This window comes from uncultured Sulfuricurvum sp., assembly GCF_937936435.1.
In the GTDB taxonomy this organism is placed as follows: Bacteria; Campylobacterota; Campylobacteria; order Campylobacterales; family Sulfurimonadaceae; genus Sulfuricurvum.
Genome location: NZ_CALDDG010000019.1, coordinates 1 through 22,564, shown reverse-complemented (window position 1 = coordinate 22,564; position 22,564 = coordinate 1). Strand labels below are relative to the sequence as shown.

At 43.8% G+C, this 22,564-nt stretch carries 21 protein-coding genes and 1 tRNA gene; 14 read left to right on the top strand and 8 right to left on the bottom strand.

Going from position 1 to position 22,564, the window contains the following annotated elements:
* Positions 1-5: 5 nt before the first annotated feature.
* Entirely contained in the window at positions 6-266 is a 261-nt protein-coding gene (gene groES, locus Q0389_RS02205) for a co-chaperone GroES (RefSeq protein WP_298691183.1), read from the bottom strand.
* 204 nt (positions 267-470) lie between these two features.
* Between groES and Q0389_RS02200 the strand changes: the two genes are divergently transcribed.
* From Q0389_RS02200 to Q0389_RS02175, 6 genes are all read left to right on the top strand, one after another.
* A tRNA-Met gene (locus Q0389_RS02200) sits at positions 471-547 on the top strand.
* A gap of 204 nt (positions 548-751) precedes the next feature.
* Complete coding sequence (locus tag Q0389_RS02195; RefSeq protein WP_298691181.1) at positions 752-2,044, top strand: integrase arm-type DNA-binding domain-containing protein; 1,293 nt, start codon at positions 752-754, stop codon at positions 2,042-2,044.
* A gap of 1 nt (position 2,045) precedes the next feature.
* Positions 2,046-3,026 carry a hypothetical protein gene (locus tag Q0389_RS02190; RefSeq protein ID WP_298691179.1) on the top strand — a complete coding sequence of 327 codons (981 nt, stop codon included), beginning with the start codon at positions 2,046-2,048 and terminating at the stop codon, positions 3,024-3,026.
* Positions 3,027-3,137: 111 nt separating this feature from the next.
* Complete coding sequence (locus Q0389_RS02185; RefSeq protein ID WP_298691177.1) at positions 3,138-3,311, top strand: helix-turn-helix domain-containing protein; 174 nt, start codon at positions 3,138-3,140, stop codon at positions 3,309-3,311.
* A gap of 33 nt (positions 3,312-3,344) precedes the next feature.
* Complete coding sequence (locus Q0389_RS02180; RefSeq protein WP_298691175.1) at positions 3,345-4,166, top strand: hypothetical protein; 822 nt, start codon at positions 3,345-3,347, stop codon at positions 4,164-4,166.
* Between the two features lie 168 nt (positions 4,167-4,334).
* A complete protein-coding gene (locus Q0389_RS02175; protein ID WP_298691173.1) occupies positions 4,335-5,540 on the top strand; it encodes a hypothetical protein in 1,206 nt (401 codons plus the stop codon).
* A 1-nt stretch (position 5,541) separates the two neighbouring features.
* Here Q0389_RS02175 and Q0389_RS02170 read toward each other — a convergent pair whose 3' ends face one another.
* From Q0389_RS02170 to Q0389_RS02140, 7 genes are all read right to left on the bottom strand, one after another.
* Positions 5,542-6,240, bottom strand: a complete 699-nt coding sequence (locus Q0389_RS02170) for a SprT family zinc-dependent metalloprotease (protein WP_298691171.1) — start codon at positions 6,238-6,240, stop codon at positions 5,542-5,544.
* Positions 6,237-9,224: a type I restriction endonuclease subunit R gene (locus tag Q0389_RS02165; RefSeq protein ID WP_298691169.1), complete on the bottom strand. Its 2,988-nt coding sequence runs from the start codon at positions 9,222-9,224 to the stop codon at positions 6,237-6,239. The genes Q0389_RS02170 and Q0389_RS02165 overlap by 4 nt, the downstream gene beginning before the upstream one ends.
* A 160-nt stretch (positions 9,225-9,384) precedes the next feature.
* The gene (locus tag Q0389_RS02160; RefSeq protein ID WP_298691166.1) at positions 9,385-9,948 is read right to left on the bottom strand and encodes a hypothetical protein; all 564 of its coding nucleotides are present in this window, start codon (positions 9,946-9,948) and stop codon (positions 9,385-9,387) included.
* The gene (locus tag Q0389_RS02155) at positions 9,948-10,622 is read right to left on the bottom strand and encodes a DUF3800 domain-containing protein (RefSeq protein WP_298691164.1); all 675 of its coding nucleotides are present in this window, start codon (positions 10,620-10,622) and stop codon (positions 9,948-9,950) included. The genes Q0389_RS02160 and Q0389_RS02155 overlap by 1 nt, the downstream gene beginning before the upstream one ends.
* A gap of 298 nt (positions 10,623-10,920) precedes the next feature.
* Positions 10,921-11,949, bottom strand: a complete 1,029-nt coding sequence (locus Q0389_RS02150; RefSeq protein WP_298691163.1) for a hypothetical protein — start codon at positions 11,947-11,949, stop codon at positions 10,921-10,923.
* Positions 11,949-13,181, bottom strand: a complete 1,233-nt coding sequence (locus Q0389_RS02145) for a restriction endonuclease subunit S (protein WP_298691161.1) — start codon at positions 13,179-13,181, stop codon at positions 11,949-11,951. Before Q0389_RS02145 ends, Q0389_RS02150 begins: the two co-directional genes overlap by 1 nt.
* Complete coding sequence (locus Q0389_RS02140) at positions 13,178-14,734, bottom strand: type I restriction-modification system subunit M (protein WP_298691159.1); 1,557 nt, start codon at positions 14,732-14,734, stop codon at positions 13,178-13,180. Before Q0389_RS02140 ends, Q0389_RS02145 begins: the two co-directional genes overlap by 4 nt.
* A gap of 154 nt (positions 14,735-14,888) precedes the next feature.
* Between Q0389_RS02140 and Q0389_RS02135 the strand changes: the two genes are divergently transcribed.
* The 8 genes from Q0389_RS02135 to Q0389_RS02100 all read left to right on the top strand — a co-directional run.
* Positions 14,889-15,170, top strand: coding sequence for a hypothetical protein (locus Q0389_RS02135; protein ID WP_298691157.1), 282 nt, complete (start codon positions 14,889-14,891; stop codon positions 15,168-15,170).
* A 748-nt stretch (positions 15,171-15,918) separates the two neighbouring features.
* Positions 15,919-17,679 (top strand): proton-conducting transporter membrane subunit, encoded by a 1,761-nt coding sequence (locus tag Q0389_RS02130; RefSeq protein ID WP_298691155.1) that lies wholly within the window; start codon positions 15,919-15,921, stop codon positions 17,677-17,679.
* Positions 17,676-18,494 carry a complex I subunit 1 family protein gene (locus Q0389_RS02125; RefSeq protein ID WP_298691153.1) on the top strand — a complete coding sequence of 273 codons (819 nt, stop codon included), beginning with the start codon at positions 17,676-17,678 and terminating at the stop codon, positions 18,492-18,494. Before Q0389_RS02130 ends, Q0389_RS02125 begins: the two co-directional genes overlap by 4 nt.
* The gene (nuoB, locus tag Q0389_RS02120) at positions 18,491-19,018 is read left to right on the top strand and encodes an NADH-quinone oxidoreductase subunit NuoB (RefSeq protein ID WP_298691151.1); all 528 of its coding nucleotides are present in this window, start codon (positions 18,491-18,493) and stop codon (positions 19,016-19,018) included. The genes Q0389_RS02125 and nuoB overlap by 4 nt, the downstream gene beginning before the upstream one ends.
* Positions 19,005-19,349, top strand: coding sequence for an NADH-quinone oxidoreductase subunit C (locus tag Q0389_RS02115; protein ID WP_298691149.1), 345 nt, complete (start codon positions 19,005-19,007; stop codon positions 19,347-19,349). The genes nuoB and Q0389_RS02115 overlap by 14 nt, the downstream gene beginning before the upstream one ends.
* Positions 19,346-20,431 carry a nickel-dependent hydrogenase large subunit gene (locus Q0389_RS02110; RefSeq protein ID WP_298691147.1) on the top strand — a complete coding sequence of 362 codons (1,086 nt, stop codon included), beginning with the start codon at positions 19,346-19,348 and terminating at the stop codon, positions 20,429-20,431. The genes Q0389_RS02115 and Q0389_RS02110 overlap by 4 nt, the downstream gene beginning before the upstream one ends.
* Before the next feature lie 9 nt (positions 20,432-20,440).
* Positions 20,441-20,872: a 4Fe-4S dicluster domain-containing protein gene (locus Q0389_RS02105; protein WP_298691145.1), complete on the top strand. Its 432-nt coding sequence runs from the start codon at positions 20,441-20,443 to the stop codon at positions 20,870-20,872.
* 3 nt (positions 20,873-20,875) lie between these two features.
* A partial coding sequence (locus tag Q0389_RS02100; RefSeq protein WP_298691143.1) for an FAD-dependent oxidoreductase occupies positions 20,876-22,564 on the top strand: 1,689 nt, incomplete at its 3' end.

Sequence of the window (22,564 nt, the reverse complement as noted above, 5' to 3'; positions counted from 1 at the left end):
ATGAATTATTTGATAATGCCCAGAAGATCGTCGGTCTCGATGACCAAATAGGCTTTTCCATCAAGGGTTAGCTCATTTCCGGCATATTTCCCGAAAACAACCGTGTCGCCCGTTGCTACATTTTCTACCTCGTTACTTACGGCAACGACGGTACCTTGTGAAGGTTTTTCTTTTGCGTTGTCGGGGATGATGATTCCCGAAGCGGTTTTGGTAGCCTCTTCGAGACGTTGAACCAATACGCGTTTTCCAAGTGGTTGGAAGTTCATAGCATTTCCTTTATAGTAAGATTTTTATAGCGGGGATTGTACACGAGTTTCCCTAATATGTCAATAGTCTTAGTCAATATGACTCAATGTTTATGAGTCATATTGAATCTATAAAAATGAGCAGATAAAATTTATACTTAAATGATTGTGTTTTAAAGGTTTTAATAAGCTATTCATTACTATAATTCCGGTCTTCCCAAAGATGGCTGGGTAGCTCAGCTGGTTAGAGCGCTGGTCTCATAAGCCGGAGGTCGGGGGTTCGAGTCCCCCCCCCGCCACCATCTTACAAAATAATCTCCTTTAATTTCATTCACAAAATCCTTATAAAACTTCACAAAATAGCCACTTTTAATGCTTTTTAGCCTCTAATACCGATTTATAGACTTCAACATAAACTAAGATTTTTAGGGGTACATTTAGGGGTACTTTGCTTTAGGGGTATTAAAACTCCTAAAAAGATACCCCTAAAAAGTGAGAATACCCCTATGGCTCGCAAAGCAGTACCCCTAACCGATACCGAGATAAAAAAAGCAAAATCGACCGAAAAAGATTATAAACTCTTCGACGGAGGCGGGCTATTTTTGCTGATTAAACCGGCCGGTGGCAAATTATGGCGTTTGAAATATCTCTTTGAAGGGAAAGAAAAACTCATCTCATTAGGAACCTACCCCGAAACGACGTTGGCAGAAGCGAGAGCCAAACGAGACGAGTACAAACGAGAAATCTCCAAAGGGATAGACCCATCCGCAGAGCGCAAAGAATCCAAAGCAATAATTGAAGAAAAAGCGATCGAAGAACAAGAGGCCGTTCATGGACAGTTCCACCGTGTCGCATATGAATGGCTTGCAACGCTCAACAATGATGATAGTACACATACCAAGCGTGTTTCATCGTTTGAAAAAGATATTTTCCCTTATCTATGCACCTACAACGAACGGCACATCATCATTTCCTCGAAGCATATCAAAGAGGTCACCCATCCCGAATTATTGAGAATCCTCAAAATTAAAGAGAAAACGGCTCCCGAAGTTGCCAAACGTCGATTTCGAGATTGTAAACGGCTTTGGAGATATGCGATTAATCACGGTCATACCGAAATGAATGTTCCCGATCGTATCACAAATGATGCATTTTTACCGCATAAAGAAAAGCATATTCCAAAGATCACGGATGAAAAAATTTTAGGAGAGCTTTTAAGGGCGATAGAGCAGTACAAGGGGGAAGGTGGGGTGATTGTACGAAATGTTCTCCGTTTTGTCTCTATCATGCCTTTACGTGCCGATAATCTATGTAAATTACGTTGGGATCAAATCGATTTTGACAAAGCGATCATTACGATCCCCCGATCCGAGATGAAAGTCAAAGATCACAATCTTCCGGATTTTGTATTACCGCTCCCAGTACAAGCAGTCAATATTCTAAAAGAAGTGAGAGAAGTTACCGGATGGGGGCAATGGGTTTTTCATGGCGTCCGAAAAAACTTTGAACACGTGAACAAAGAAGCCGGAAATAAAGCTTTACGTATTATGGGATTCGTAGATGAAGTTAAAGAACGTAAACAGACGCTTCATAGTTTTAGAGGAACATTTCGATCATTGAGTGAAACATATGCCAAAGAGCATGGAGTGAGTTTTGAAGTGCGGGAACGTGCTTTGGATCACCATGAGGAAAATAAAGTTGTCAGAGCCTACACCCATAAAGCAGATTACACCGAACAAATGCGAGAACTTTTGCAATGGTGGGCAGACTTTTTGGATAAAACAAAGAAGAGCAAATAAGATGGCATCATCAAAAAGTGAACACATAGACGAACTGAAAAAAGTGATGAGACGCGATGCGTCCATTTATGTCGAGTTTGAAAAGCGATGTGAACGGGCACAAAAATATTTCAATTCCGTGTATATGGCCATTCATGCCTTTACACCTGAATGTATTTGGCGTCAGGATGAAGAAAATCTTTTCGAATCCATCAAGGGTTGGTGTGAATATATTGATCTTGGCAATGCTGAGAATAAACGAGACTCCCATACGGTTATAGAACAAGAAACGGATTTTCATCAATATTTCAGTGTCGATTATCCTTTGCTTACATTCCTCTATGAAAGCGGCTACAGTAACCTATATCATTTTTCGCGCCAAGATAAAAATGATTTGTTTCCGCTTGATCCCCCGGAGAAGATTTTTCATCCCAATGAAATTCGAAGATTTTTTGAGATGAACGGACCCGGTAGTACCGTTTTGAATGACACATTTTTTAATATGCCAATGCTCAAACCAAAAGGGCGGATAGATGTTTACAATCCGGGAAAAATCCTTGTCGAAATCGATTTAAACGAGCCAAAGGAAGCCAACAGGGATTTGATCTACAAATTGCATGAAGAGTATCACCGCGATCCCGAAAAACTACAGAGTTTGGATCAGCTATGCGACTTACCACTACCTCCGAAAGTGTCGATACAGCCAGCTATCAAAGATCATGCGATGTACATTGACCCATCCGAAAAACATTTATTTGGACGTTTGGCAGATGTATTGTTCATATACGACTGCTATAAAGTCGGGTTGAGCCATGAGACCAAAACCCGTACATATGTCATGGATCAGATAGATTTGTATTGGAATAACTCAAAAGATCTTCCTAAAAAATCCGAAATGCATAAAGATACCTACAAAGCGTATTTGCAATTGGGGCTTGAACTAATAGATCAGCGACGCTATCAGGAATTCATCGCAGGGCATTATTTCCAGTACGAGCATTAAACCCTTTTGTCAAGACACTAAAATATAAATTTGGTGCCTTCTCCAATCCCCTCTAATCCGCAATAATTTTCTCCAACTTAGCGCTAAGTAATCTATATCCAAAGGTTACACATGGAATTTCTACGGGACAAACAAGCGGCAGAATATTTAGGTGTCGGCACATCGACCATTTGGCTTTATACAAAGCAAGGGAAGCTCAAAGCGATCAAGCTTTCAGACCGCGTGACTGTATGGGCAAAATCGGAGCTTAATGCGTTTGCATTGAGCCGCGTACAATCAGCATGAGCCATTATAGCACTCTTTCTTTGGGGGTATACAATGGCTAAAAACTATCTCAGAAATCATCTACGAAGCGAGTTTTCACAAATCCCCAATGCACTGATAGAAGATCGTACCCTTTCGGCGACTGCACGCGCCTTGTTTTGCTATTTGGCGGTCAAACCCGATTCATGGGAATTTTATATGCGAGACATCGCAAAAGCTCTCCAAATATCTACCCCGACACTCCGTAAAGTCATAGTCGAGTTACATGAGGCAGGGTGGATTGATGATGTGGGGCAAGAACGATCCTCAGATGGGACGTTTGGTGCAAAAATTTTCTCTATCTTTCCGAACAAAAGCCACGATCATAGGGATTTAGAAGATGACTATGAGAAAAATTTACCGTGTCGGCAAAAAACCGTTGCGGGTTCTAACCGTAGCGGTAAAACTATGACACATATAAATACTAACTCTAAACAATACTCAACTCTTAAAAATACTTCATCTTCTTCGGAGGAAGATAGGGAAAAAAATTGCGAGATCGTTACAACGATTGACCCCTATGAAAAACTACCCGAACACATCGATGGATTAGCACGGGAGATCGTGATCCAAGAAATTGAACGTATCGCAACAGAGTTGGGCGGAGACTTTGAGAAATATCGAAATGCACTGATTCACGAAGTCCTCTCAGGACAAGGACGGACGGTTACCAATATTCGCGCTCGACTGGTTCGCATGAGAACAGCGCATGAAAAACCGTGGCTCACCGCTCATCGGAGAAAACGCAGAGAGGGTGAAAACCTGCAAGCGTTTATGCGAGAAAACGGCTACGACACTATTTTCGATTTGATCGAAAACGCGAATCGTACCTACTGAAAAATATGAATGAAATCACTCAATGTTTTGTCAAATGACTTCAACCATTCAATAAGCGAACTTGTGAGCCGCACGGTAATAGCGATAGCTATTGCGTAGTGCGCACTACGCAATAAGTTCCTTATTTCTTGCGCGATACCCATATCGCAAGCTCAATGAGGTATAAAAATGGCAATCTCATCTATCAACATACAAACGGCAAAAGCACATTGTTTTTCTCATAATGATCGATCCGATAAAGTGACGTATCTGGTCGATGACTCCAAAGAGAATGAATACGATCGATCTGCTGAGGAAGCTAAAAGGCTGTTGGAGGAATACGTTACCGAAGCCGAAAAAAACTACTGTGAACGGGTCGGACGAAAAATAAAATCCGATACGATCAAAGCAGTGGAAGCAGTAGTTAATCTCAATGCCGGACACACCCTAAAAGATGTTCAGGTATTGGCTGATGAAATCGAAAAAGAGTTCGGTTTCCGCTCTGTTCAAATTGCAATCCATCGTGACGAGGGCAAAAGTGTTAAAGATAAAAACTACCATGCCCATATCGTTATGTGCAATTTGCGACCGGACGGCTCAACGATACAGCGGACAGTTGGACGTGATGGACTGAAAAAACTCCAAGACATAACCGCCGATTCTCTGATGATGAAGCGGGGAGAAAAAGGATCACAAGCGGTGCGATTGGAACATCGTGCATTCAAAGCGGTCGAAAAGACCAAAGAGATGTTGCAAGAACAGATCAACACCCTTGAATCTCAACGCTCGCAACTCGCCAAACAAAATTACCGACAAGATATTGAACTCCTCGAACAGACCAAAGTTATCAACCGGCTTAACAGTGAAATTGAAGCGTATAAATTTCGAGATATGCAACAGCGAATCAGTGGATTGGATGTCACGACCGAGGATAAAAAAGAACTTCATAAACTCAATACTCAGGTCAATAAATCTGAGGATAAATCCGAACTGCTTGCCAAACTCGAAGAGGCGATCAAACAGCTCGAAGAACATAAAATCGAGGACAACTCCCCGACCAAAGAGCAGATCAATACTCACGGCGACACCCTCAGACAAATGCGAACATACACCGGAGCGAAAATCATCGAATCGAGCAAAATCAAAGGGATCATGGGAGAAAAAATCGATGAAAAAACCCTCGAAACCAATATTGACAAAGTATTAGAGGCACACAACACAGCCCATCAAAAAAGCTTTGAGATTATAAGTGCGCTGTTCAAATTTAAAGACTCGATCATCGAAGGGGCAAAATTCATTGTCAAACGAACGGAATTAGCCTTTAAAGCGATTTTAATGCCAAAAGAGGAAAAGATATCGTTTGAACGTAAAAGAGGGCGAGGAATGGAAAGATAGCTTATATCTTCTTCTCAAACGCCTTGAGCTGCTCTTCACAGTGTTGATAGCCGCTCAGGTGCTTTTTGATTAATCCCCAAAACTCTTTCGAATGGTTTTTATAGGCGATATGCGCCAACTCATGAATCACGGCGTATTCAATCAGTGAAGGGGAGAGTTTCATAAGTTCAGGATTGAAAGTGATCTGATTCTTGTGATTGCAGCTTCCCCATTTGGTATTCGATAGCTTGAAATCGATATGATCGGGGAAAAGCTCCATTTTATTGCTCCACTTGAGCACCAGTTTTTTAATCTTCTCATGCGCTTTTTCGAGGTAAAAAATCTCTATGGCTTCGCTGATTGCTTCTTGATCTACTCCTTGCGGAGTGTGTATCCTGAATTTTGAGCTTATAAAGTCGATTACAATCCCTTCACGCTCTTCTTTGATCAGTTCGACGTAATAACTCTTACCGAGATAATAGAGGCGTGAGCCTGTGATTATGGTGTTTTGAATGGGGGATTGCCCCAACTCTTCGAGCTTGGAACAAATCCACGCTGCTTTTTGTCGAACCAGTTTTTTGATCTCGTCATTATCGACCTTATCATTCGCCCGCACCAACACGGGACAATCCCGCTCTACGGTGATATAGGTGTGCTTGAGACGATTGTTGCGCTGCACTTCGAACTCTATGGTTCGGGTGCCGTATTGAATGCTGATCATTGGTTCTCTAAAATATCCACAATATCGACCGGCAGCGACTTGAGCAGTTCGCTATCCGCACCCGCTGCACGTAGTAAGGATTTTATCTCTTTACGGATTTCCCGCTTCAGATCGTCGTGATCTTTCCAATCGGCTTTTTGCAGATAAAGACCGATTTTTTCGAATATAGCTACCGTCAGCCCTTTGGGATCAGGGAAGAGTTTTTCGAGTTTTTTATAGACGGGGAACTCAATCTGTGAGGCAAGCCCCAACCGCTTCCACTCCTCTTTCGAGTTTAGAATCTCTTCTTGGATTTTATTGAACTCCAACAGCAGTTGTGCTTGGTCGATCCGCTCCTCTTCTCGATCACGGATCAGCCGCTCCAACCGTTTGGCTAAATCTTCATAAAACTCAGGATTCTCTTTTTTATTGGCTTGGATTGTGTGTTTGATCCGATTGGCGATTGTCAGCTCTTTTGTCTTGCCGCCTTTGCGTGCCAACTCCTCTTCGAACCGCTTGGAATCGGTAATGTCCACCGCTTCGGAGAGTAGATAATGTACCCCCGTCGCACGGAGGTGTTCGTCGATAATCATTTGGATTTTTTTGCTCTCTTCCTTGGTGATAAAGAGCTTTTCAGGGGTATGGGTATTGACTGCTTCGAGTTTTATGTCATTGAAGAGTTTTAAATCATACTCATACGCCACGGCAAACGGATCGGGCAGCACAATATCCATAGACTTGTTAAAGAGCTTCACCAGCTCGATAAATTTGTCTCGCAGATCGTCGGGTTCGAGATACAGCACGCACGCGTCGACAAATTTCGCCCGTTCTTTATGACGGTCGATCTTGATCGTACTAAAATACGCCACCATTTTAGAATGACGGTTTTCCAGTACCGTTTTCTCGTTCTCAATATCGCTCATAACGTCTTTGGCTTCCAAATCGCCGCTGAATATTTTTAAAGCGTCGGTGAGATAGTTGGTGATTCCCGCATAATCGACGACCAATCCGTACTCTTTGCCGCTTCGGGTACGATTGACCCGTGCGATAGCTTGGAGTAGGGTATGCTCTTTGAGTAGCTTATCGATATACATACATTGGACAATCGGAGCGTCATACCCTGTGAGGAGCATATCGGAGACGATCAGAATAGCGGTGTTGTCAAACTGCTTTTTGCCCCCTCTGCTCAAATCGCTCTCACTTCCAAAAGGGAGTTTGAAATTCTCGATCACTGTTTTTACCTGATCTTCGGGAATTGCCAACTCTTTGAACTCGGCAGGGTCTTTTTTGGTGTCCAAACTCATGATCACTTTGGTCTCAAAGGTATTTAACCCTTGCTCCTTGAGTTTTAAAAACGCTTTCTGATAGGCAATTGCCTGATAGCGGTTGTGACACACCAGCATGGCTTTGTAGCCGTCAGGATAGATTTTATCTCTGAAATGTCCGATCAAATGTTTGGCGATCTCTTCGACTCGACGCTTTGCCATGAGGAAAGTGTCCAAACTCGCCGCTTTGCCTTTGAACTTGGCTTGTTTCTCTTCGCTCTCATGCCCGAACGTGGCACTGAACACTTCATTCATAAGCTCTTTTTCGATAAAAAAGTCAGGCATTCCCGTCTGATACCGAATCGCCAGTGTATTGCCGTCTTCGACCGATTGTTTGATCGTGTACTTATCGATATAGTCCCCGCCGTAAAACTCTCGCAATGTCGATTTGGACTCTTTATCGATAGGGGTTCCCGTAAAGGCGATAAACTTAGCTTTGGGAAGTGCGCTTCTCATATACGCTGCTGTCATGCCGTATTGGCTTCTATGAGCTTCGTCGATCAGGACAAAGATATTCTCTTTATCCGATAGCACTTCCACATTCTCCCGCAGCTCTTCGGCACGTTCTTGGAACTTATGAATCGTCGTCATAAGGGTTTTACCATAGGTGTCTTTTAACAGTTCCTTGAGATTGGCAATGCTTGCCGTTTGAATCGGATTATCAAATCCCACCCGTCGAAAGGTTGAGCTGATTTGATTATCGAGATCGATCCGATCCGTCACCACCAAAATCGTCGGGTTATCAAATCCCGCTTCCTCCCGCCGCAGCTTCGTCGCCAAGTAGATTATGGTGATCGATTTGCCCGATCCTTGGGTGTGCCATACAACACCGCCTTTGTTGGTTGTATGCAACCGATCAAGGATTTTGTTGACCGCACGGAGCTGTTGATAGCGGGGGAGTTTTTTGATCGTTCGACCTTGATCCACTTCAAAGATCGTGAAGTTACGCACTATGTCTAAAAATATCTCTTTTTGAAACAAAGCGTGTATCAATATATCCTGAGCCGTTGGTTCCCGATCTACCAGCTCACGGACTGCTGTAGCGTCGTCGGCTCGGTATTTAGCGTAATGGGGAAAACTTCCGCCGATAGTCCCATAGAGGGCTTTGCCCTTATTGATCCCGACACAGATTTGATTGTAGTGGAAAAGCTTCGGGGAATTGGTTTGGTAATACTCCAAATCGCTGATTGCGTCGGTGATACTCACCTTCGGGGATTTTGCTTCGATCACTGCCAGCGGCAAGCCGTTGACATAGATAACGATATCGGGGATCGAGTTATTTCCCTGTCCGTGGAACTTCATTTGGTTGACGACGAGGAAATCGTTGTTTTCGATATTCTGATAATCGATCAGGAAAACAGGCTGAGGCTTGGAATCGGGGGTTGGCTTTTCGGTGATAGCGTCGCTTTTGGTGATCAGCTCAAATGCTCGTTGATTCGCTTCCATGAGAGAACTTGCTGAGATTGTCGTGATATTTCGGATCACCTTCTCAAGAACGTTCCCGCTGAGCCATGGGTTGATTTTTTGCAGAGCCGATCCCAATCGATCCAATAGCAGCACGTCGCTGATCGAAGAACGACTATCGTCTATCGAAGCGTCGATATAGTCATACCCAAGCTTTTGAAAAAGTTCCAGTGCGGGAAGTTCGCTTTGTAGATATTCGGGGGTCATTTGGCTCATAATTATTCCCTTAAGGTGTAAAATTTATACTTTTTTTACCAAAGATAGTGTATAAATAGACTTCTTGAACTACCAAGGCTATCTTTAAGGATAGGGGTAGTAAAAAGCTCTATGCTTTTTACAAGTGGCGTTTCGCCCTGCCGTATGGGCGACCAATCTCTCAAAACCATTCTGCCCCCGTCGGTGCATTTTTCAAATACTCTTGCAACTGTTTTTCGTATCGATGTTCTTCTGAATCGTGTAGCACGTATGAAGAAACCAAATATCGGCTATGCGCTCTCCCAATTCTCCGAATGATGACAAGAAACTTCTCTTTTTTGTGCCAAATCAATAGATTGTCTTCTCTGCTGCTTCTTGTTTGATAAAAATGGACTATTTCAGGGTCATTTTGCCACTGATCGATTAGGATTTTGATCCAGTGGATTCTTTTGGCTCGTGCTTTGTCATACGCTCTTAGTTTTTCTCTTGGATCAGGGCAGGGATTATTGCTCTTTTGAGAGTTCTTTTTATCCCGTGTCACAACATGCCAAAATTTTTCAGGCTTTTCCGTATTACCAAACGGGCAGGGGCAAAGACTTCTCTCTTTAACGTCGATTTGAAACGTATGTGTTCCATTGGTCAAAAAAGTACGATTGAGGATAAAATCACTTTCAAATATGCGATAGAGAAGTTCTATCCCCTCTGTAGTTAATGTATTAATCTCAATATGATTCAACAAGGTCATTATTTACGCCCTGCCAAAAACCATCGGAAGATATTGAATTTCTCAATCCAAGGAGTGGTTTCTATCAATTCATATTCGAGTTTTTGTTCCAAATACTCAACCACAAAGTTTTTGATCTCACTCTCATGTGAAATATCGGTTCTGTTTTTATAGGCAATTGCCCCGATAAACAGATCACAAAGTTGCAAAATTTGGGACTCTTGAGATTTGATGATAAATGCTTCGGTTTTACCCCGATGACTTAAAATTTCTCCGAGTTTTTTGACCCGTTTACCGCCGTTAATGTCCTTGTAATCGAGATAAATTTTATAATCATTCCCACTCTCGATAAAATTCCGAATGGTATAGTGATAGACGATGTAGTAAAACTCATCATGCGTTTTTCCGAGGGCTTTATGCGTTTCATCTTTTTTATTGGGGATGAATGTCGCTTTAAATCTCATATCACTGTCGAAAAAATAGTCGATCAGTTCGATATAAAAATCTTTTCGGCTTTTGATTAATTTAGACCATTTGAGTTCGTTGTAATATTTGTGTTTGTGTTTGAGGGCTTTGATATCAATATTGGTTTGAGCGACTTGGTCTGCCTCGATCAAAATAGCACCATTGACCATAACATTTGATTTGTCATTGAGGAGATGGTTACTCTCATCACAAAAGATTTTATAATTCATATCCACTCTCGCTTTCATGGACGACTAATGCCAAATCCAATATAATACTGATATTGTAGCCCAAGTTATCCTCTCCCGTTTTCATGCGGTGAAGAGCTTGGGATTAATAGTCCTCTCGATTGTGTAAAATTTAAAATCGGCACGTATTTCACATGAAAAAAACAATCGCTAATTCCAATCCCTACTTTGATACCCCACAGAAAAAAGAAAACATGATCGTCAATGCTGTCTATTCTTCTGCCAAGGTCGAAGGTTCGAAGACGACGAGAGAAGAGTTGAGAACGCATTATCGATCTATTCATTCCAAGACCTGAAAACTATATTTTTCTCCACTTTCTTCTTCATCAATTAAAGGTTTTACCCATGAATACAGTTGGGCTAAGTTGTCAAATTTTGGAAATGGATTCTCTCGTTGAGGGCGACACATACAAATAGCTTCAAAAAAAGCTGCGCATGACCTTCTTGGAAAGCTAAATAAATAACTATCAAATATGTCTTTGGTGGTAACGTAATGTGATCTGACTATAAAATCTTTCCAAGTTTCATATAGTTCTTCTGATGATTTGATATCAATAATTTCAATCTCCGCAAGTTCCTGTGACTTATTTTTGTTCCAAACGCTTAAAAGTAGCTCTTTAGCTTCAATGTCAGAAACCGGAGCACTGTATCCGAAGATTGTAACATAGAAAGCATCTTCCAAAAAGCTTTTTAAAATATCCCACTCATTTTTTATCCATGGATCGGAAATGTAATCTTTTTTTCCGATAGGATAAAGCAAAGGTGTAGGTTCAAATGCTTCATTGCATGTTCCGCATAAGGCATTAATATGACCTACGACGCTATCTTGGCGACATATACCAACTCCAGTATTTCCGTGCAAATGAATGATTCTAGGTAGATTATGCGTATATCTACTACAACGGGCTAATGCTTGAAGTAGAAACGGATCCCAGTTAAACGTTGCAATTGCATCATTTTCTGATAATGACATGACAAGATAATCGTAGATTGTTAGATCATTCGCAATTTTCATGCATGCAAAATAATCATATATCTGTTTTTCAATATCTTCACAAAGTTGATTGTATTTTTGATCAGCTTTCAATTCTGCAAATAAAACTTCAAAGTTTTTGCCCATATACTCGATATCATGCTCTGTCAAAAGTGCTTCTAAACCTACAATTTCAACTAAATTATCCATAGAAGGCAGTTTTTTGCCAAACTTCTCTTCATTTAATCTAGTCATGGCAATGCTTGCACCAGCTCCAAGTATCACTACATGTGGAGCTATAACATTCACACCATTTGTTGCAGGTAAACTTGGCATTAAGGATTCACCCTCACTTCCCCGCTCAATAGCTTCTGCATAAGCCCTTTTTTGAGAGTTTCAAATGCCTCTTTCTTGGTTCGCAGGGTTTCGAGTTTTTCGTCGGTGGTGGAGAGGATTTCAGCGATTTGTTTTTGTTCGTCGAGAGGGGGAAACGGAATTAATATTTTTTTTACGTCGTCATTATTAATTGCAGGATAGTTTGAACCAACCAACATTTTATTGACTTGATCCATAAATAGGTCTGTTAATAAAAATTGATATATGTATTCATAATAAGTCTGTTCCTTTGACCTTAAGACAGCGTATCCAGTTGAACATACTAAATTTTCTTTTTTCTCTTTAACTATTGCAAATGACTTTAAATTTGGTCGAACTGTAGAAAGCAAAACGTCATTTTGTTTAACCAGCCGTCTTGCTCTGCTAGGTGCTTCAGAAAAGAGGAACATATTGGTTGTGGCAATTGTACCTGTCTGCTGAATTGAAGCAATGTCAATATATTCGATTTCTAAATTTGGTTCAGTTGAATTTGAAAGTGATTCAGGATTTACAGTAGCGAGGTCACTGATCCGAGTAACCTCCCACCCCATCGGAATCCGTCCGATCTCAGACTCTTTAAACTCACTATGCCCGATCCCCTCACTCAAAAGCCGCTGCATTAACCCCCGTTTGAGGGTTTGGGTCTCTTCGATTTTGGAGTCGATAGAATCGATTTTTTGATCGACGGTGCTGAGGATTTCGGCGATTTTTTGCTGTTCGGGGAGAGGGGGAAGGGGAATTTTACATTCTAAAACTTCATTTTTTCGAAGATTAGTTTGATTGACTCCGTCATTAAATTTTAAAAAATACGGATTTCGATTTAACATATAATATAAAAATAATGAATCGTCTTTTTTGGGTGTTAGTGAACAAATCCTTTGATTCAAAGTGTATTTGTTATTTGTTTTTACTAAAAAACATTTTGCAAGTGCTCGACCATTTGGAATATCACTCATAACCATTGCGATATCTCCAATAATTAGGGGAGATAAGTTTTCATTTGAAGATTTATGAACTTCACCGTCTGTTGAAATAAATTTTGAATTTATGACAATAAATTGTCCATTTTCGTCTATAAACTGCTCATGACCTTTACCATTTTTAAAAGCAGCAATATCTTCCAATAGTACAACTTTCCACTCTTCGGGAATCACCCCGACTTCGGTCTGTTTGTACCCCTCTCGAATACTCATAGAGCAAACCCTAACTCTCGGAGGTATCCGCCCAGCTTTTCGTCAATCTCCCGTTCCCGCTCCTCGATCTCGCTGATTTTCCCCAGCGTCTCTTCGATATCGACGATTTCTTCGGCTTCGCTCATATCGATATAACGGGCGATATTGAGGTTGTAGTCGTTGTCGGCTATTTCAGATATATCGACGACTCTCATATACTGCTCTATGTCGCTCATAGCGTCGTAGGAACTGACGACCTTTTCGATATTTTCAGGCGTTAGAGAGTTTTGGTTTTTACCGTCTTTGTACTCTTTGGAAGCGTCGATAAAGATTACTTTATTCTTCAATGCGTCGGGTTTGGATTTGTTGATCAGGATTATGCTCGCAGGGATTCCCGTGTTGTAAAAGAGTTTTTCGGGCAATCCCACAATCGCTTCGATCAGATCGTCTTTTAGAAGCCCTTCACGAATTTTCCCCTCTGTGCCGCTACGGAAGAGGACACCATGCGGTAGAACGATCCCCATTTTCCCGTTGTGTTTGAGGACGCTGATCATGTGCTGTAAAAACGCCATGTCGCCATATCCACGGGGAGGAATTCCGTAACGGAACCGTCCGTATTCGTCGCTTACAACGTCGTTGTATTTCGGAGCTATCGGCTGACCTTTTGCGTCGGTCTTTACGTCTACTTCGGCGGCTTCCCACCAGTTACTGAGGCTAAACGGGGGATTGGCGATTACACGATCAAACGTTTCGAGTTCGCCGTTGAGCGTGTGTTTCGGAGAACCGAGAGTATCACCTTTGCGAATATCGGAGTCTTTGAAGTTATGGACGATCATGTTGATCTTGCAAATCGCCCATGTCCCCAAATTTTTCTCCTGACCTTTGAGGGTACAGTTGACATACTCGCCGATCATGCCGCCATGATCCGCCACATAGTGCGCCGATTGGATCAGCATACCGCCGCTTCCGCAGGTAGGATCGTAGATCGTGTTTCCCGCTTCAGGTTTGATCAGTTGAACGAGGAGCTGCACCACCTCTTTGGGGGTATAGAACTCTCCCCCTTTTTTACCAGCGTCGTCGGCGAATACACGGATCAGGTATTCGTAGGCGTTTCCGAGAATATCGGGATTTTCCAAAGCGGAATTAGCGAGAGAATATTTGTTGAAATGCTGCAAAAGACGGGAGAGGAGCTTATCGGGGAGCTTTTCGCTGTCGCCGAAATGTACCGCCGTCATAACCCCCTCTAGTGAGCTGTTGTGCTCTTCGATTGCACTAAATGCTTGGTCAATAGCTTGCCCGATATTCTCCGTCTTTTTGGTGATCTCTTTCCACCATGCGGCTTGGGGGATATAAAAGCGGTGGAAGTCTTCATCCTCTATCGCTTCCTCTACCGTGATTCCCTCTTTGTGAGCGGCGATTTCCGCCTCTTCGAAAAACTGGTCGCTGGCACGTTTGAGAAAGAGGAGTCCGAAAATATAGTTTTTAAAATCACTGCTGTCAATATGCCCACGCAGGAGGTTTGCCGAATCCCAAAGCCATGATTCGAGCGTTGATAAGTCTAATTTGTCAGCCATAAATTTCCAATGTAAAATTTTTATTTGATTATAGCGTGTTTGCTTTTGAATTTATCGGATGATATTTAGTTTAAAATAGTTATGTAAAAAGTACGCTATAATTTTGATGAATTGATCTCAGGATCAATGAAAATCTACAATGGGAGTTGGTCGGATGAAATTAATACGTCTCGATGAAATCCAAATACGTAGCATCTTTGAATACATGGAAGCCGAATTAAATCGTTATCGCTATTATCGAGAGGCAAGAGATTTATTGCTTCGTGCAAAAGAAGCGAATCGAATCATCGATAAACTCAATATAGCAAAGCAAGGGAAAGCTTTACTCATCAAATTACGATCGGCACTTACCAAATTCGATCATAACTGTCAGTTTATTACCGAAAATATCCTCACACAAGTTACCTATTACAAAACCCTCACTTCACGCCCTTAATTCATTCCTCATCCTGATTTTTAGAAATCAATAAACCGTTTTTACGTTTTGCCGCATTCGGCATTCACAACCTAAAAATTATTATGAGGAAAATATACAATGAATCATGAATTTCGTAAGAAACACAAAATCCTTTTTTTCATCCTATTTATTGCATCCGCTTCTTTTGTCAGCAGTGATCGTGAAGAACATACGCGCATACATATCGAATTTCCGAATATGTTTGTTGCGAAGTATGAAAAAAATATTAGTCAAAAATAGTGCTTCATATTTGATTCGATAAGTTGAATCTTAAGTGCATAATAGTTACACTTTCTCAACTTTTTTTGATGCTGAAAACCTTATGTTTCGAGGTTTCAGCCATCAAGACGATCGGAAGCAAAAAGAGTGGAAAATACTCCATAAGCAATGATTTTTAGGGGTATTTTTAGGGGTATTATTTTTGATGAAGTTGAATAAATCCCTAAAATAAGTTAGTAGTGGTAGTCCCCCCCGCCACCATCTTCTTCAAAATAAAATCTTTGATTTTTAAAATCCGAATTTTGCAATAGCACTTTCTGTATCTCAATGTTTCGATCATGAAGTTTTCATAAATCTCTTTATATCAAATCTCCATATTCTCTCCTTGATATCTAGCATAGGTAAGATTAAGAAATTAGGCATCTAAATTTAAAATATTTTGTAACTTTTCTATGTTAATCATGTGTTATAATCTTCAAAATCAGCTCCTTAAAGGGGTGCATAATAGATGGTACAAACCCTTATTTTCTTACCGATCTTAGCAGCCGCTTTTTTAGCAATAACTCCATACGCTAGAATCATTTATCTATTGTGTGCGATAGCCCTCGGTGTGGGGAGTCTGGTATCCATCTCTTTATTTGTTTCTCCAGAGAATATCCCTTTTTATTTTTCCGATGGGCTTAAGATACTGGTCGTCATCGCCGATGTCGTATTGTTGTTCTATTTCCTTTATCAGGGGATTGCATATAAAAACCGCTTAATCATCTTCCTTTCTCTATTGCAGTTGGTGTTGTACGGCTGGGCAGAATCGATAGCCCCTTCTGCGGGTGCGGCAGAGATGATTGTCGATGACTTGTCTAAAATGATGTTTTTAATCATTAATATCGTCGGCGGAATCATTGTTTTTTACTCCGTCCGCTATATGGAAGAAGAATCGGCGAGTCCGTTTAAAAAGCGTCTTTTGACGATCGGATTGATGCTGTTTCTCTCGGTCATGAATGCGATAGTCTGTGCCAATTCGCTTTTGCTGTTTTTCTTTCTGTTCGAGATGACGACACTGGCATCGTATCTGCTGATAGCGTTTCGAGACGATGAGATCAGCCGTACCAATGCACTTAGAGCCCTTTGGATGAATCAGATCGGAGGAGTGGTGATTTTGCTGGGAACGCTTGTATCGATATACGGATTCGATACGGTGATGCTGGATGCACTGGTCCAAAACAGCGGCGGGATGTTGTTACTGAGTGTTGCATTGCTTAGTATGGCGGCCTTGGTTAAAGGGGCCTCGATTCCGTTTGACGGATGGCTGCTAGGGGCGATGGTCGCACCGACACCGGTGAGTGCGATGCTCCATTCGGCGACGATGGTGAAAATTGCTCCGTATCTGATTTTGAAACTGGCCCCGGCATGGGCTGAGACAACGCTGGGTGATACGTTTTCGGCGATCGGAGCATTGGTCTTTATTACTGCCTCGTATCTCGCGCTGTCTCGATCGGTGTTCAAAGAGATATTGGGGTATTCGACGGTGGCACTGTTGGGATTGATGATGGCACTGGCAGCCATCGGAACAACGGAAAGCATGGCATTGGCAACGGTATTAATGGTGTTTCATGCTCTGTCTAAAGCATTATTGTTTTTGGCGGCGGGGGTATTGGAAAAGCGTTATCATCTCAAAAATGTTGAAGATATGGCGGGGATAGCGCATCGCGCACCTGAAACGATTGGCTATGTCATGTTCGGATTTATTTCACTGACTCTCCCTCCGTTCGGTCTTTTTATGGGGAAAATGTTTGCGATCGAATCCGTTTCGTCATTGTTGCGGGAGCGTCCGATACTGTTAATTGTATTGCTCGGGATTATTATCGGGAGTGCATTGCTGGTTCTTCTCTATTTTAAAGTTTCGTCGGCTTTGATTTCAAACTCCTCGGATGTGGAAGAGAGAGAAACAGAGATTCTTCCCCTCGGATTCCGGTTTCCGATGATGGCCTTGAGTATTTTAGCTGTGTTGACGGCGGCATGGTTTATGCTGCTACAGGACGATTCGGCTTTGATGCTGTTTTTATTACCGTTGGTCGTGATCTTATTATTGCCGAGATTTATCCGAAAAATGGATCGGTATGATCGGATACAGCCGTACCACTGCGGGGAAAAAGAACCGTTTGACGCGGCACTGGTCTATTATGAACCCTCAGCCCGGATCAAACAGATCATTTATTGGAGTTTCGGTCTGTTGTTTGTAGGTGTAGCTTTTGTGGGGGCGTTCTCATGATCTGGTTATGGATTGCGTTGGCCCCGGTTTTCGGGGGATTAGTGTACGGGGGAGAACGGGTGCTTCGTGCCCGGATGCAACGCCGCAAAGGGCCTCCGCTATTGCAGCCGTTTTACGATATGTTTAAACTTCTCGATAAACGTACGTTGATCATTCATGCTCCCCACGCACTGTTGGCGGTGGCCCATTTTCTGATTTTGTGGTTTACCGTGGCGGCGATTTTTCTGGGATGGAATCTGATATACATCGTTTTTCTCCACCTTTTTGCCCAGATGATGCTGGTACTGGCCGGTTACAGTGTTCGGTCGGTTTATTCGCACGTGGGGGCGAATCGGGAGTTGCTGATGCTGATCGCGTATGAGCCGATTTTACTGTTGGTTGCGGTGGGGTTTTATCTTTGCAGCGGAAGTTTTGAAATTTCCCGGATTCTCCAGGGGGAGGGATATCTGATCCAGATGCCGCTGCTGTTTGCCGCATTGGCGATGATCGTTCCGATCAAAGTGAAAAAATCGCCGTTCGATGTCGGCGAGGCTCATCAGGAGATCGTCGGCGGAGTAGAGATCGAGTACAGCGGGGTATTTTATGAATTCCTTTATATGTCCCGTTTCCTCGAATACCTTTTTATCTACAGCTTTGTGTTTGTGTTCGGAGGAACATCGGCGTGGCTCGGAGCCGTACTGGTGGCGGGGGTGTTTTTTATGGTCAATCTGGTCGATAATGCGACGGCCCGTGTCCGTCCGCCGCAGATGATCAAGCTGATCTATACGATTGCCTTGCCGCTGGCTATCGTCAATTTGTTATGGATGCTCGTATGAAGTTTTTCACCTCTTTTCGGAAAAAATCGCCGTGGATTTTGCATTATAATGCCGGCAGCTGCAACGGGTGCGATATCGAGATTCTTGCGGCACTGGGACCGAAATTCGATTTGGAACGTTTTGGGGTAATCAATACGGGGAATCCGAAGCAATCGGATATCTTTTTGGTGACGGGGCCGGTCACCTACCGTTCCCGCGAGCGTCTGGTAGAACTGTACTCCCAAATTCCCGAGCCCAAAGTGGTCGTTGCGGTAGGTTCGTGCACGACAACGGGCGGAGTATTTCGGGGAATGTACAATGTCGAGGACGGAATAGACCGTTATATTCCCGTGGATGTTTATGTCCCGGGGTGTGCCTCGACTCCTCAGCTCATTATCGATGCACTGGTGTCGGCGATTGAGATTTTAGAGCGTAAAAGCAAAGAGATCGAGAAACCGTTTAAACTGTTCGGTTCGATCACGACGATCGGGCACAAACTCAGCCGCCTCTCTATGGCACAAAGGGTAGATCATGATGAAAATTGAGACGACATTATCAACATTGGCGGAAGATATCAATGCTTTCTACGACGCACGTCAATGGCATTTCTTGACTGTAAACGGGATCGATTTGGGAGAAGGTAAAATTGAGTTGCAATGGATCTTTTCACGATACGGTGCCAAAGACGATATCGTGATTTATAACACGCAGAGCGATTATGAGACTCCTGTCCCTTCCATCGTGAGTCTGATCCCATCGGCATTTATGAGTGAGCGGGAGATCGTCGATATGTTTGGACTAAAGATCGAGGGGACCGAAAGGGGACTGTATTTGGATAAGGACTCTCTGGAACATCCGCTAAGGGGTGAATCATGAAAAAGACGGTTCATATTCCGCTGGGCTCTCAGCATATTTCCCTGCTCGAGCCGATTCGATTTAAATTCGAGTGTGAAAACGAAAAGATTGTCGGAGTCGATGCCGATGTGGGGTTCGTCCACCGTGGGGTAGAGCTTGCCTGTACCCGAAATTTTGAGTTCAAGCAGGTGGGATATGTCGTCGCCCGTGTCTGCGGGTTATGCGCTATTACCCATTCTCTCTCCTATACCCTCGCCGCCGAAAAATTGCTGGGATACGAGGCTAATGATCGGATCAAATACCTGCGGATGCTGATGGTGGAACTCGACCGTATCCATTCGCATATGCTGTGTCTGGCTCATACGGCGGAAAATGCCGGTTTTGAAGCGCTTTTTATGCAGATAATGGGAGATCGCGAATTGATTATGGATGTTCAAGAAGCGATCAGCGGCAACCGCGTCCAGTTCGATTTTATCGCCATCGGCGGGGTGAACCGTGATTTGACCCCTGAACTGGCCGATCTGATTCGTCACAATCTTACCGCACTCTCCGAAAAAATCGATGCATTGATGGTCTTGTTTGAGAGCAACTGGTCGCTCTCGCTCAAATATAAAGGGGTAGGGGTGTTGAGCCTCGAAGAGGCCTATAGCTATAATGCTCTGGGTCCGTTGGCCCGTGCAACAGGTCTGGCGACGGACGTGCGTGCCGAGACGAATGATTTCCCGTATGAAGAGATAGGATACAAAATGATCCTCGAATCGGGCGGAGATATTCACGCCCGTAATTTTGTCCGTCTGCGTGAAATCGTCAACTCTATCGATATGTGCCGCAACATCGCGGATAACCTCCCCGCAGGTGAGATACAGGAGAAGACCAAGGGAAAACCGAAAGGGGAAGCTCTGGTCCGTGTCGAAGCGCCGCGCGGCGAGCTGTTTTATCTGGTGCGGGGCAACGGCGGCAATATGCTCGAGAGAGTACGGATCAAAACACCGACGTTTTCGGGAATCCCTGCGATGATGGAGGTATTTAAAGGTTCCGAATATGCCGATGCCCCTGCTATCCTCGCCTCGTTCGATCCGTGCATGTCGTGTACGGCGAAGTAGGGAGAACCGATGCTAAAAGCACTCCTCGAAGCGTTTAAAAATCTCTTCAAACCGATCCGTACGATCGACTATCCTGCGCGGGATATAACACTGCCGCAGGGGTATCGCGGATTGATCGAATACGACAAAGAGGCGTGTATCTTTTGCGACAAATGCGAAAAAGTGTGTCCGCCGGGGGCGATCGTATTCTATCAGCACCCCGAAGGAGAGAAAGAGTACCGCTATAATCCATGGGTCTGTATCTACTGCGGCGAATGCGTACGTGCCTGCCCCAAACCCGATGAAGCATTGTGGCACAGCGAGACGAAACAGTCTGCGGCATTCAAAGAAGACGGGGTCAATACAGAGTGGTTTGAGTGGGAAGCGGCATGTAAAGCCAGCCGCGAAGCGTATAAAGCGGCCAAAGCGTCCGCCAAAATCCAAAACAAGAGTGAGGAGTAAAACGTGCGAATCGTAATCGTAGGGGGCGGGATAGCCGCCGTGTATATTGCCAATACTCTTATGGAACGCGACGGCACTTCCGAGGTCGTGATCGTTTCGGATGAAGAGCATCCTCCGTATGACCGGATCCACCTGTGCAAACTGGTGGAAGACTGCAATTGCGTCGATTCGATTGAGCTGGAGCTCCATCCGAAAGTCAGACTGGAACTGAACCAAAAAATCGATTCGATTGATACGGAGCAAAAGCGGATTTTCAGTGAGAACGCCGCATACCATTATGACAAATTGATCATCGCGACCGGTTCGCGACCGAAATCGTTGTTTGACATCTCCGGCATCGAAAATGCCGCGACGTTCAGAAGCCAAAAAGATTGTGAACAGATCGCGCAGGGGATGATCGGCAAAAACGTCGTGATCGTCGGAGCGGGACCGATCGCACTCGAACTGCTCGATACCCTCATGCGCAGCGATGCTCCGAAGAGTATCACGTTGTTGGTACGGAAGAGCTACCTCTATTCCGCTTCGATCAGCCGCGAGGGGTTGGCACTGATACAGGGGATATTTGAAGCCGATCCGCGGGTGCGTATCCAGTTTAACGACCAGATTACGGACAAAGAAATACAGGGCAACCGAATCTCCAAAATCGTTACTAAAGGGGGCGAAATCGACGATCCGTTTGTGATTTTCGGAGTCGGGATCGATCCGAATATCCCGTTTGCACGCGGTACACTTGAATGTGACCGAGGGATTTTAGTCGATGCGCGGATGTGCACGTCCGATGAAAACATCTATTGCGTCGGCGAGGCGGCGCAATTGCGGGAGGGAGGATTCGTCGCCGGACGGGTTAAAGAGTGTACGATCGAGGCCGATGTCGCTATTGCCAACCTTTTCGGCGAAGATCGGATTTTCACCGAAGAGGTCTCTATCGACGGACTCAAAGTGGGATCGTTTTTGTTTGCCGACGTTACGGCGACCGATTTTGATCCGAATGACAAAGAGAACGAAAATATCCTGATTTCTCACGGGGATCGGATCGATCAGTACATCGTCAATCATGATCGGCTCAAACGCTTTATCGGGATCAATACCAATATCGACCTGCTCGCCCTCAAACGCCTGATCGAAACCGATTCGCCGATCGATGCGGCGTATCTCTACTCGAATCGTCTGATGTCAGAATACGGGAAACTCATTTGCAGCTGCGAAGGGGTACATGAGCTGGAACTGGTCGATATCATCCGCGAAAATGCCGTCACCTCGTTCGCCGATCTCAAAGAGTTCTCAAAAGCGGGGCGAACCTGCGGACGGTGTAAACAGGATGTGTGTGCGATCATCTCCGCAACCCCTGTCGATCCGGCAGAAGCAGCGCGTTTGCGTGCTGAAAAAGAAGCGGCGGCGCAAGCGGCGGAACTCGAAAAAGTGCGCGCACGGATCGAAAAATACAACCGCCTCCATCCGCGCAATCAATTGAATGTAGAGAATTTTCACGAGGCGCTGGAATCATTTGAAATGAGTCGCGAATTTAACCGATGGGTATCGATGATCACCGCATCGATGCATCTGCACCCTCAGTTTGAGGAGGTTGTAGAAGAGGGGGTGACGCAGCTCAATAAAATCCCGATTATCTGGCTGGAACTTTCCGACTGTACCGGAAACTCCGAAGCGTTTATCAAAACTTCCCATCCTAAAGTG

What these genes read in the sequence shown, in the direction of transcription:
- groES (WP_298691183.1), bottom strand. Translation starts at nt 266, where the DNA reads ATGAACTTCCAACCACTTGGAAAACGCGTATTGGTTCAACGTCTCGAA.
- Q0389_RS02195 (WP_298691181.1), top strand. Translation starts at nt 752, where the DNA reads ATGGCTCGCAAAGCAGTACCCCTAACCGATACCGAGATAAAAAAAGCA.
- Q0389_RS02190 (WP_298691179.1), top strand. Translation starts at nt 2,046, where the DNA reads ATGGCATCATCAAAAAGTGAACACATAGACGAACTGAAAAAAGTGATG.
- Q0389_RS02185 (WP_298691177.1), top strand. Translation starts at nt 3,138, where the DNA reads ATGGAATTTCTACGGGACAAACAAGCGGCAGAATATTTAGGTGTCGGC.
- Q0389_RS02180 (WP_298691175.1), top strand. Translation starts at nt 3,345, where the DNA reads ATGGCTAAAAACTATCTCAGAAATCATCTACGAAGCGAGTTTTCACAA.
- Q0389_RS02175 (WP_298691173.1), top strand. Translation starts at nt 4,335, where the DNA reads ATGGCAATCTCATCTATCAACATACAAACGGCAAAAGCACATTGTTTT.
- Q0389_RS02170 (WP_298691171.1), bottom strand. Translation starts at nt 6,240, where the DNA reads ATGATCAGCATTCAATACGGCACCCGAACCATAGAGTTCGAAGTGCAG.
- Q0389_RS02165 (WP_298691169.1), bottom strand. Translation starts at nt 9,224, where the DNA reads ATGAGCCAAATGACCCCCGAATATCTACAAAGCGAACTTCCCGCACTG.
- Q0389_RS02160 (WP_298691166.1), bottom strand. Translation starts at nt 9,948, where the DNA reads ATGACCTTGTTGAATCATATTGAGATTAATACATTAACTACAGAGGGG.
- Q0389_RS02155 (WP_298691164.1), bottom strand. Translation starts at nt 10,622, where the DNA reads ATGAATTATAAAATCTTTTGTGATGAGAGTAACCATCTCCTCAATGAC.
- Q0389_RS02150 (WP_298691163.1), bottom strand. Translation starts at nt 11,949, where the DNA reads ATGCCAAGTTTACCTGCAACAAATGGTGTGAATGTTATAGCTCCACAT.
- Q0389_RS02145 (WP_298691161.1), bottom strand. Translation starts at nt 13,181, where the DNA reads ATGAGTATTCGAGAGGGGTACAAACAGACCGAAGTCGGGGTGATTCCC.
- Q0389_RS02140 (WP_298691159.1), bottom strand. Translation starts at nt 14,734, where the DNA reads ATGGCTGACAAATTAGACTTATCAACGCTCGAATCATGGCTTTGGGAT.
- Q0389_RS02135 (WP_298691157.1), top strand. Translation starts at nt 14,889, where the DNA reads ATGAAATTAATACGTCTCGATGAAATCCAAATACGTAGCATCTTTGAA.
- Q0389_RS02130 (WP_298691155.1), top strand. Translation starts at nt 15,919, where the DNA reads ATGGTACAAACCCTTATTTTCTTACCGATCTTAGCAGCCGCTTTTTTA.
- Q0389_RS02125 (WP_298691153.1), top strand. Translation starts at nt 17,676, where the DNA reads ATGATCTGGTTATGGATTGCGTTGGCCCCGGTTTTCGGGGGATTAGTG.
- nuoB (WP_298691151.1), top strand. Translation starts at nt 18,491, where the DNA reads ATGAAGTTTTTCACCTCTTTTCGGAAAAAATCGCCGTGGATTTTGCAT.
- Q0389_RS02115 (WP_298691149.1), top strand. Translation starts at nt 19,005, where the DNA reads ATGATGAAAATTGAGACGACATTATCAACATTGGCGGAAGATATCAAT.
- Q0389_RS02110 (WP_298691147.1), top strand. Translation starts at nt 19,346, where the DNA reads ATGAAAAAGACGGTTCATATTCCGCTGGGCTCTCAGCATATTTCCCTG.
- Q0389_RS02105 (WP_298691145.1), top strand. Translation starts at nt 20,441, where the DNA reads ATGCTAAAAGCACTCCTCGAAGCGTTTAAAAATCTCTTCAAACCGATC.